Origin of the sequence: Kitasatospora sp. NPDC051164 (assembly GCF_044455625.1) — a bacterium.
GTDB lineage: Bacteria > Actinomycetota > Actinomycetes > Streptomycetales > Streptomycetaceae > Kitasatospora.
This window is the reverse complement of the sequence record NZ_JBITFB010000010.1, coordinates 271,188-281,683: the sequence shown is the minus strand read 5'-3', so window position 1 is coordinate 281,683 and position 10,496 is coordinate 271,188. Positions and strand designations below refer to the sequence as shown.

At 73.8% G+C, this 10,496-nt stretch carries 5 protein-coding genes and 1 pseudogene; 3 read left to right on the top strand and 3 right to left on the bottom strand.

What is annotated here, in order from left to right:
* Window positions 1–100 (top strand): annotated as a pseudogene (locus tag ACIBEC_RS17730) (IS481 family transposase); the annotation flags it as partial.
* A 188-nt stretch (window positions 101–288) separates the two neighbouring features.
* On the opposite strand, the gene ACIBEC_RS17725 reads toward ACIBEC_RS17730, so the two are convergent.
* Window positions 289–1,449, bottom strand: coding sequence for a 3-hydroxyacyl-CoA dehydrogenase NAD-binding domain-containing protein (locus ACIBEC_RS17725; protein WP_360503821.1), 1,161 nt, complete (start codon window positions 1,447–1,449; stop codon window positions 289–291).
* A gap of 280 nt (window positions 1,450–1,729) precedes the next feature.
* On the opposite strand from ACIBEC_RS17725, the gene ACIBEC_RS17720 reads away from it, so the two are divergent.
* Entirely contained in the window at window positions 1,730–3,181 is a 1,452-nt protein-coding gene (locus tag ACIBEC_RS17720) for a hypothetical protein (RefSeq protein ID WP_360503823.1), read from the top strand.
* 296 nt (window positions 3,182–3,477) lie between these two features.
* Here the strand turns inward: ACIBEC_RS17720 and ACIBEC_RS17715 are convergent, their stop codons facing one another.
* Window positions 3,478–4,413, bottom strand: a complete 936-nt coding sequence (locus tag ACIBEC_RS17715; RefSeq protein ID WP_360503825.1) for an NADP-dependent oxidoreductase — start codon at window positions 4,411–4,413, stop codon at window positions 3,478–3,480.
* Between the two features lie 427 nt (window positions 4,414–4,840).
* Between ACIBEC_RS17715 and ACIBEC_RS17710 the strand changes: the two genes are divergently transcribed.
* Entirely contained in the window at window positions 4,841–7,696 is a 2,856-nt protein-coding gene (locus ACIBEC_RS17710; RefSeq protein ID WP_360503827.1) for an AAA family ATPase, read from the top strand.
* Here the strand turns inward: ACIBEC_RS17710 and ACIBEC_RS17705 are convergent, their stop codons facing one another.
* Window positions 7,697–10,465 (bottom strand): AAA family ATPase, encoded by a 2,769-nt coding sequence (locus ACIBEC_RS17705; RefSeq protein WP_360503829.1) that lies wholly within the window; start codon window positions 10,463–10,465, stop codon window positions 7,697–7,699.
* Window positions 10,466–10,496: the final 31 nt, after the last annotated feature.

Below are 10,496 nucleotides of genomic sequence, written 5' to 3'. Positions count from 1 at the left end.
CGACTGGCTGCACACCTACAATCACCACCGCGGACACACCGCGCTCGCAGGCAAGCCACCCGCCAGCCGCGTCCCCAACCTCACTGGTCAGTACACCTAGTCGCTGAGCAGGATCCCCGCGCAGATGACGGCCAGCAGTGCGGGCACCGGTCGGTCCCCTGCGGTGCCGCGGCAGCGAGCCGGGGCGGCCGTCGGGAACTGAGAACGCCTTCTCACCGGATTGGCAGTGGTGAGGCCATTCGCAACGAGGCGGTGCCGAGCGCCATCGCGTGGTCGAGTTCGGATCGCTCAGTTGGCCTTGTGCAGGGCGGCCATCAGGGCCAGCTGGTCGCGGTCGCGGACCGTGCTCAGCTGGTCGTAGGTCCGGTCGCCGTAGGCCTCGCGCACCTGGGCGTCCAGGGTGGCGATGGTGGCCTCGTCGAAGGACGGCTTGCCAAGCAGCTGCCACAGCATCTCCATGCCGGGGCCGAGGTGCTTCAGGAAGTGCTCCAAGCCGCCGGGGCCGCCGCCGAGGTCGAAGGTGAGGAACGGGCCACCGGCCGCCCAGCGCGGGCCGATCGAGCTGGTGACGATGGTGTCCAGGTCCTTGAGGCTGACGACCCCGGTGATGACCAGGTGGACGGCCTCGCGGAACAGCGCGGACTGCAGGCGGTTGGCGACGAAGCCCGGAATCTCCCGGCGCAGGATCAGCGGCTGTTTGCCGACCTGGCGGTAGAACGCGGCGGCGTCCTCCAGGGTGCCGGCCTCGGTCTGTTCGCCGGGCACGATCTCGACCAGCGGGATCAGGTGCGGCGGGTTGAACGGGTGGCCGACCGCGACTCGGCCGGGGGCGGCCATCCGCGCGGTGAAGTCGGTGGCGCGGATGCCCGAGGTGGAGGAGAGCAGAAGGGTGCCGGGGCGGGTGGCCGCCCCCAGCCGGGCGAACAGCTCCTGCTTGAGGCTCAGGTCGTCCGGGCCGCTCTCCTGGACCACGTCGGCGTCGGCGACGGCCTTCTCCAACTCCGGCTCGAAGACGAGTCGCGCGGTGAGGTCCCCGGTCGGCAGGCCGAGCGCGGCCAGCGTCGGGGTGAATGCGAGGAGTTGGGCGGTGACGTACTCCTCCAGGTCTTGGCGCGGGTCGCTGACCGTCACGTGCAGGCCGTGGGCGAGGAAGAGGGCGGTCCAGGAGGCGCCGATGGTGCCGGCGCCGACGACGGCGACGCGGGAGTAGGTTTCCGAGGTGCTCATGAGACTGCCTTTCGCGGCGGGGAGGGAGAGTGCGGGCATGGTGGGGCAGGTCAGGCGAGGGTTGTCGTGGACCAGGGTCGCCGGGGACGGCGTGAGGTCGGCCAGGATGTAGCCGGCCGGGACGACCTCCGGCACCGGCAGGTCGGCCGGCGGCGCGATCGCACCTCCCGAGGCGGGACGATCTCCTCGGTGTAGGAGGCGCTGTGCCGGTGCCGCCGACATGGTCCCTCTTTCGCTTCGGAAGCTGTCGGCCCGCTTCACGGGTGATCGCGGTGCCCGGTTCAGTCGCGTTCGGACCGGGTTTCGCCGCTGTGGAGGGAGGCACCGCCCCGAGCAGCCTTGGAGAGGCGGTCGAGGGCGGGTGGCTTCCGTGAGCGAGGTGTGAGGCGGATCACGCGCGTTGATCGGGGGCGGGGTTGAGGAGTTCACCGGTCCGGTCCGTCAAGGGGGTCGGACGGCTGACGGAGGAACGGCAGCCGGTGGAACCATCTGGGGAATCGACATGATCCGAGCACGCACCGCGATACTCTCGGCTGCCCTGGCCACGGGGCTGGCGGCATTGACGGGTTGCTCTCCGAGCGGCACGGAGGCGGAGCCCAAGCCCTCCGAGAGCACGACGGCGTCCTCGCCCGTCAGTTATGTGCCCGGCACGGCGCAGGAGAACAACGCGCCTGCCGACACCGGGGACTTCGCCGCCGGTGCGACGAACACGCAGGCCGCGATGAAGTGGGTGCAGCTCAGCGTGGGTGCGGCTGGTCCGCTCAATCCGGTCGTTCGCAACGCCGCCGGGTTCACCTTGTACCGGTTCGACAAGGACACGGCGAAGCCGTCGAAGTCCAACTGCGATGACGCCTGTGCCACGACGTGGCCGCCGGTCCTGGTCCAGCCCGGCTCGCGGATCTTCCTGGACGGCGTGGCGCAGGCCGACGTGGGTGTCGTCAAGCGCGACGACGGAACGCTCCAGGCGACCATCGGCGGCCGGCCGGTCTACCGGTTCAGCAAGGACACCGCCCCCGGGCAGGCCAACGGCCAGGGCGTGGGCGGCACTTGGTTCGCTGTGACACCGGAGGGCGGCAAGGCCGGCCAGTCCCAGCAGGGTGCGGACGCCGATACCGGCCTGGACTACAAGAACGGCACCGCGAAGGAGAACAACGCGCCGCCGAACACCGGCGACCAGTACTCGGGGCCGCGCAACAGCCCGGAGGCGATGAAGTGGGTACAGCTGACGGCGGGTTCGGCCGGCGGCCTGACCCCGATCGTGCACGACGGCGCCGGGTTCACGCTGTACCGGTTCGACAAGGACACGGCGAAGCCGTCGAAGTCCAACTGCGATGACGCCTGTGCCACGACGTGGCCGCCGGTCCTGGTCCAGCCCGGCTCGCGGATCTTCGTCGCCGGTGTGCCGACCTCGGAGATCGGCATCGTGACCCGGGCAGACGGCGCGCGTCAGGTCACCGTCGGCGGCTGGCCGGTGTACCGCTTCAGCAAGGACACCGCCCCGGGGCAGACGAACGGGGAGGGGGTCGGCGGCACCTGGTTCGCGGTGTCGCCGCACGGCGGGAAGGTGCTGCGCCCGGCCGCCGGGAGTGGTGCACCCACCGCGCCGACGGCCTCGGCCGCCGCCACCGCGCCGAGCGCACCCGCTTCGCCGAGCGCGTCCGTCGCCGCGCCGAGCGCAACCGGGACCCCGGTGGCCCTCGGCAACGGGGTGGTCACGATCGACACCGGCGTCAAGTTCAGCGAGCCGAACGGTTCGGAAGCCGTCAGCGGTCCCGGCTGCAAGAACGTCCAGAAGGGGAGCCAGGCCGCCTCGCTGGACCTCAGCGGCGGGCCGGTCAAGATCTGGACGGGCCCCGACTGCACCGGCACCTCGGCGGTGGTGACCGCCGGCATCCCGGATCTCAGTGTGATCGGTTTCGACATGAAGATCGCCTCCATTCGCTTCGGGGACTGAGTGGTCCCGAGCACCCGGGCCCCGGCGGGCCGATCGAGCGGGACTCCGGCAACGGGCCTTGTGGCCCGGCCGGGGTCCCGCTCGGCTTTCCGGGTGCCGATCGCCGGGCGGCACTGGTCCCCGGCAGGCAGAGGGCCGGCGAGCTCTGATCTCCGCCGCGAGCACACCGAAGCCCGTCGGTTCTCCCCGAGAATCGACGGGCGTTCCGCATGGGCACGGGCCGAGCGGCAGAAGGCGAACGCGGACGACCGCCCGGCGTGGTGCCGGGCGGTCGTCGCAGGGGAGTCGTGGGCCGGTCAGGAGACGCGGATGACGATCTTCCCCTTGGCGCGCTTCGAGGCGCTGTGGCGCAGGGCGTCGGCGGTCTCGTCGAGGCCGTACGCACGGTCGATGAAGGGCCGGACCGTGCCGGCGTCGACGAGGCGCGCGAGCGTCTCCAACTGCTCGCCGCTGGGGCGCATGAAGAACGGCTCGACCCGGATGCCGTGGCGCTCGGCCGCCTCATGGGCCGCAGGGACCCACACGGTAGAGACCAGGACGCCGCCGGGCTTCAGCACGCCGTAGGAACGCTCCTGCACCTCGCCGCCCAGGGTGTCCAGCACCACGTCGAAGTCGCCGTCGACGTCCTCGAACTTCTCGGTCCGGTAGTCCACGACCTGGTGGGCGCCGTGCTCACAGGCCTGTGCCACGCCGTCGGCGGACACCGTGGTGGTGATGTGCGCTCCCAGGTGCCGGGCCAGCTGGATGGCGATGGAGCCCACACCGCCCGAGCCGGCGTGGATCAGGACCTTCTGGCCCTCGCTCAGGCTCGCGTGTTCCACCAGGCCCTGCCAGGCGGTCAGGGCGACCAGCGGGAGCGACGCGGCGGCGTCGAAGCCGATGGTCTCGGGCTTCAGCGCGACGAGGCCCTGATCGACCGCGACGTAGTCGGCGAACGCCCCGGAGGTGGCCGGGTCGACCCGGGTGTAGACCTCGTCGCCGACCTTGAACCGGGTCACCGCCTCGCCCTTCCCGACGACGACCCCGGCCGCGTCATTGCCCAGCGTCAGGGGCAGCGCGACCGGGTGCACCGTCTGCAGAGCCCCGGACGCCACGATGTGGTCGATCGGATTCACGCTCGCGCTGCGGACGCGGATGAGCACGTCGTTGGCGCCGATGGCCGGGTCCGGCCGGACGCCCACCCGCACGACGTCCTCAATGGCTCCGAACGCCTCGATGTACGCTGCGCGCACGGTTCTCTCCTTCTGTTGGTGCGGACTCCGACGCAGCGTCTTACGCGCGGCTCGGATACGGGGTTCAACGTGCGGTGCTGCGGAGTTCCGGGAACTGGTCGTCGTGCCACTCGTGTTCGGACCCCGCTGCCCGCTGTGTACTGCACCGCCCGGAACGGAGGCGGCCGTCCGGGCCGATTGCACCGTTTCCGGAGGGGTTACGGTCGGCACGATCGGACGGATGAATCATGACCAAGCCGGACCTCAGCCCGCGGGCCCAGCGCGCGGTCCGGGTGGTCCGCCGGGACGGCTGACCACGAAGTCCGGTGGGTACGGGTCCAGGATGTGGACGGGTCGTCCTCCAGCGGAGAATGAGGTCCGGAAACCGGATCGCACCTGACGACCGATGGCGCGCCGGACCGACCACCGTACCGCTGAGGAGTTCCGCTTGGATGCCGTCTTCACCGCCTCGGGGCGCCGACCGGGCAGCGCAGCCGACGTTGCCGCCCTGTTCGGTCGGGAGTACGAGACGGCCGGCCTGCGGGACCGGCTGGCCCGGGCCCGGAACGGTGCCGGCGGAGGAGTGCTCGTAACCGGCGAGGCCGGCGCGGGCGTGACCAGCCTGGTGGAGCACTGCCTGGCCGAGCCGGTCCGGGCCGGCGTGCAGGTCTGGCGCGGCGAGGCGGACGAGCTCGGTCGGCGGCTGCCGCTGCTGCCCTTCCTGGAGTGCCGCACGTCGAGCGGCCAGGCGCTCTACCGCTCCAGCCCGGACCTGGCCGAGCTGGCCCGCAGTGCAGGCGGCGCGGTGTCGGTGGCCGCGACCAGCGGGCTGCTGCTGGAAGCGGTCGAGGAGCAGTGCGCCCAAGGGCCGCTGGTCCTGGTGATCGACCACGCCCAGTGGCTGGACGACGCCTCGGTCGCGCTCTGGCGCCGGCTGGCCCGGGCGGCCGTGGACCTGCCGCTGCTGCTGCTGGCGTGCGTGCGGTACGGGCAGTGGTCCCGGCCGGTGGAGTCCCTGGTGGTGGCCGGCCGGCTGGACGGCGACGTGATCGAACTCGGCCCGCTCGCGCCGGACGCCACCCTGGCACTGGCCCGTCACCGGCTGGGTGCCGCGGCGGGCGAGAGCCTCGTACGGCTGCTGTCGCAGGTCGGCGGCAATCCCCGCTATCTGCTGGAACTCCTCGACGTGCTGGACCGGCAGGGCCTGCTGCGCCGCACCGGAACCGCGGCCGAGGCCGTCGAGGGCGCGGCCGAGCCGGCCTTCACCGAGCTGGCCGAACTCCGGCTCGCGGAGCTGTCGCCGGGCGCCGCGCAGGCCGTCCGGGAGGCGGCGTTGCTCGGGCAGCGCACCCAGTTCTCGGACCTGGCAACCGTCACCGGGCAGCCTGCCACTGCCCTGCTGGCCGGCGTACGGGAGGCCGTCTCGGCCGGGCTGCTGGCGGAGACCGAGGCCGGGCTGAGCTTCTGTCACCCGGTGCTCTGGCGCGGCATCCGGGAGAGCGTCCCGGCGGTGCTGCGTTGGTCGATGCACGCCGACGCGGCGCACCGGCTGGCGGAGTCCGGCGCCGACGCCGTCCAGGTCGCCGAACACCTGGAGCAGGCCGGGCCGGTGCTGAGCCGGTGGGCCGCCGGCTGGGTCCGGAAGCAGGCGTCCGTGCTGGTCGAGCAGGCGCCGCAGCTCGCCGTACCGGTGCTGCGCGCGGCGGCCGGTGGGGAGAAGCTCGACGGCCGGGACAAGGCGCTGCAGGCCGCGCTGGCCCGGGCCATGCTGCGCGCCCGGCGCTACACCCAGGCGCTGGAGCTGGCCCGGAACATCCTCGCCTCGACCGACGACCCGTTGCTGACCTCCGAGCTGGCCTGGGACCTCGCCCGCAGCCTCCACCTGGTCGGCGGCCACACCGAGGCCGGCCGCCTGTGCGAGGAACAGCTCGCCAGGGACGGCGTTCCGCTCGCGCTGCGCGCCCGACTCGGGGCCTGCCTGGTCTACGCGCTGGTGGTGCTCGGCGAACCCGTCCAGGCCAGGCTCGCCACGGCCGAGGCCGCCGCCGAGGCCGCGGCGCGGCAGTCCGGCGACCAGTGGGCGCTGGCCGGGCTGGCACTGTGCCGGGCCGTCGCGGCCCGGGCGGGCGGCGCGACCGAGCGTGCCCTGGCGCTGCTGGACGAGGCCGGTGGCCTGCTGGGCGGCATCGGGGACGGCCGGCCCGAGCTGCACGCGGTGGTGCTCTCCGAACTGGCCGACCTGCTGGGCGAGCTGGACCGGCGGACCGACTCGGACTCCGCCCAGGCACGCGCCAAGGCCTCGGCCACGCGCTCGCGCACCCATGACGGGCGGTGGACGGCGGTGGCAGGCTTCGCCCTCCACCTGCGCAACGGCGACTGGTCCCTCGGCGGGGACGAGCTCGCCGAGCTGTGCCGCCCGGACGAGCCGCAGCCGATGCTCAGTGCGCACTGCGCCTTTGCCGTACAGCAGGCCGTCTGCGCCGAGCCGGAGCCCGCGTCCGAGCAGCTGCGCCGGGCCCAGCAGATCGCCGGCGGCCGGGCCGTGGGCCGGGCCGCGACGCTGCTCCGGGTGGCCGAGGCGATGGCGGCCGAGCGCGCGGGCGAACCCGACCGGGCACTGCGGGCGCTGGAGGGTGAGCTGGCCGCGGGGCGCGTCGAGGGTGCGGCGTACCGGCTGATCTGGTGCCCCCGGGCGGTACGGCACGCACTCGACTGCGGTCATCGCGAACTCGCCGAGCGGTTCGTCGAGTTCGCCCGGCAGGCGGCGGCCGAGCAGCCGGTGCCGCACCGGGACCGGGTGCTGGCCTGGTGCGAGGCACTGCTCGCGGCGGACGCGACCGGGCTGGGCGCCGTCGCGAGGTACTTCCGGTCGGTAGAACGGCGAACCCAACTGGCCTGGGTGCTGGAGGATCTGGCGGCGACCAAGGCGGCCGCCGGACGGATGGCCGAGGCGCGGCCGGTCCTGGCCGAGGCACTGGAGCTGTACCGGGGGATGGGCGCCCTGGCCGAGGCCCGGCGGACGGAGCAGCGGCTGCGCGCGGCGGGCGTCGACGCGGTCGTCCGGCGCCGTACCGGTCGCCGGCGGGCCGCGAGCGGCTGGGAGGCGCTGACGCCCGCCGAGCTGACGGTGGCCCGGCTGGTCGGCCAGGGGTTGTCCAACCCGGAGTCCGCGGCCCGGCTGGGCATCTCGGTGCGGACGGTGCAGACCCACGTGTCCAGCATCCTGGCGAAGCTCGGCGCCACCTCCCGGGTCGCCATAGCCCAGGAACTCGCCCGCCGGTCCGAGGACCCGGGCGTCGGCTGACTACCGGGCGTCGGCCGGGACGTGCAACGGGATCTCCACCCGCGAGCGCAGCTGGAGCTTGGCGAGGATCCGTGAGACGTGGGTCTGGACGGTCCGGCGCGGTAGGTTGAGCTCCGCCGCGATCTGCGGGTTCGACCTGGCCTGCGCGGCAAGCCGGGCGATCCGCTGCTCGGTGGCGGTCAGGGACTCCCAGCCGCGGTCGGGCTGCTGCGCCGGGGCGTCCGCGCCGCCCGGGATGCCGAGCCGGTGGCAGGCGGCGACCGCCTGGGCCGTGGCGGCCTCGGCCGCCTGGTGGTCGCCGGCGGCCGTGAACGCGCGCGCCGCGTCGTGCAGGGTCTGGGCGTGTTCCAACGGCCGCTCGGTGCGCTGGTAGTACGCCGCCACGTCGAGCAGGGCGGCCGCGTCGTCGGCGAGCATGGCCGCGCAGTGTGCGGCGGCCTGCTGCCAGTGCGTGACCGGACGGGGCTCCGCCTGGGCCCGGCACAGCTGGGCGGCGTCGGCGGCGGTGGCCCGGTCTCCGGCGGCCAGCGCGAACCGCACCAGGTGGGGCAGCAGATGGAAGCGCAGCCGCTGGTGGTGCATCAGCTCGGGGTGGTGGAACTCCAGCAGAGCGGCCACCGCCCGGCCGGGCTCCCCGGCCCGGTCCGCCGCCACCGCCCGCGCCAGCCTGGTCCACTGCCCGAAGTCGAGCAGGTAGCCCTCCTCCTGCGGCATGTCCGCGCACTTGTCGAGGTGCCGGCGCAGCGCCGCCGCGTCGCCGCGGTGGGCCGCGACCACGGCCAGCATCCCGTGCAGCGTGTAGAGCTGCCAGTTCTCGGCCGGGCTCTGCTCGGTCAGGTGCTCGGTGTCCGCCTGGAGTTCGTCCCAGCGGCCTTGGTGGTACCGGAGTTCGGCCAGGACCATGGTGGTGACGAACGGCGCGACGCCGCCGTTGGCGCCGATCAGGCGGCGCATCGAGTCGACGGTGTCGGCGAGATCGGCGGTGCGGTCGAGCCCGTGGAGCACACCGAGCCGGCCGCCCAGCGCGATGGTCAGCATGAACCACTGCGACGGGTCGCGGCGCAGCGCGTCGACGGCTTCGTCGTACCGGCGCAGCGCCAGGTGCGGGTCGGCCGATGCCGCGAACTGCGCGCTGTACCAGCCGCCGAGACCGACGGCGAACCAGGCCTCACAGGACCGGCCCAGCGAGATCGCCAGCTCGGCGTGGCGCTCCGCCGCCTCCTGGTGGCCCACGTTGTCCTCGGTCGTGCTGCGGACGGCGTGGAGCGCCGCGCGCCACTTCGGCGGGAGGTCGCTGCGGGCGAAGAGCCGGTCGGTGAGGTCGTTCGCCTCGGCGAACCGCGCCCCCCGCTGAAGGCAGACCGCGAGCTGGTAGCCGGCCTGGCCGATCATCTCCGGGTCGGTACCGGACTCCAGCAGCCGCCGGCAGTGCGCCTCCACCTCGTCGTGCCGCTGGAGGCGTTGAAGTGCCGTGAGGACGGCCAGCTGCACGGTGCCGCCCGGTGCCGCCGGATCGACCAGCGGCGACAGCAGCTCGACGGCGACCGCGGGGGTGCGGTTGACCAGCGCCTCGGTGTGCTCGTGCAGCCAGCGGTAGGCCCAACTACCTTGCGGGGCGAAGGAGTCAGATCCGGCGGTGGCCTTGGTCAGCTGCTGCAGCACGCGGTCGAGCGGGGCGTCGGCCGCCTCCAGCCGCTCGGCCGCCCGGGTGTGCAGGGGAGCCCGCAGCGGGAGCGGGATCTCCTCGTACAGCTGCTCCTGGAGCAGCGGGTTGCGGAACGCGGTCACCGCGCCGTGCTGGGCGAGCAGGCCGACGGCCTGCGTCTCGGCGAACAGCGGGGCCAGCTCGCGGGCCGAGCCGTCCAGCACGGCCAGCGCCTGCTCGGTGCCGAACTCCGGGCCGAGCACGCTGAGGGTCTGCAGGAACTCGCGCTGCTCCGGGCTGAGATGGCTGATCCGGTTGCGGACCGCGCCGGCCAGGGTGGCGCCGACCAGCTCCTCGGCGAGGTCGAGGGCCCAGCCGTCCACAGCCGGCTGGAGTAGGCCCTCCCGCCTGACGTGGGCGAGGAACTCGACGGCGCACAACGGGCTGCCGCCCGTACTGAGCAGCAGCCGGGAGAGCTTCGGGCCGGGGACGGCGCCCAGCCGGTGGGCGGCGAGTGCGGCCAGCGCGGACGGGTCGAGCGGGCCCAGACGCAGCGTCGGGCTCTGACGCCTGGCGTGGCTGCGGCGCAGCACGTCCACGGCGGAGGAGTCGCTCCGGGCTCGCACCGCGCCGATCAGCAGCAGGGGCAGCTCGTCGGCACAGCGCGCGAGCCGCTGCCACCAGACGGCGGTGGTGTCGTCGGCCCACTGGAGGTCGTCGACCGTGAGCACCACCGGCCCGGCGGTGCAGGCGGTCTCCACCAGGTCGAGCAGCCGCTCGATCAGCGCGGGGATGGCGTCCTGGTTCGCTCCCGAGCCCAGGCGCAGCAACTGGCGGATCTCGGCACGGGCGACGTCCTCGCCGCGGCGGTGTACGCCCAGCGCGTCGAGCACCGGCAGCAGCGGAAAGTCGCTGGCGGCCTCGTCGCAGCAGCCGCGCAGCACCGTGCAGCCGGCCGCCAGCGCCTGCGCTTCCAGCGCCCCCACGAGCGAGGTCTTGCCGCTCCCGGGCTCGCCCTCGACCAGCACGGCCGCGCCGTAGCCCCGGCGGGCCTCGGACAGCAGGTCCGCCAGGCGGGCCAACTCCGCGTCACGGCCGAACAGCAGCTCGTCAGTTGCCGTCATCGTCTTCTGCCCGCCGCCCGTCATCTGCCCG

Bases quoted from the DNA above. Each gene is read 5' to 3' on its own strand.
- ACIBEC_RS17705 (WP_360503829.1), bottom strand. From the start codon at position 10,465: ATGACGGCAACTGACGAGCTGCTGTTCGGCCGTGACGCGGAGTTGGCC.
- ACIBEC_RS17725 (WP_360503821.1), bottom strand. From the start codon at position 1,449: ATGTCGGCGGCACCGGCACAGCGCCTCCTACACCGAGGAGATCGTCCC.
- ACIBEC_RS17720 (WP_360503823.1), top strand. From the start codon at position 1,730: ATGATCCGAGCACGCACCGCGATACTCTCGGCTGCCCTGGCCACGGGG.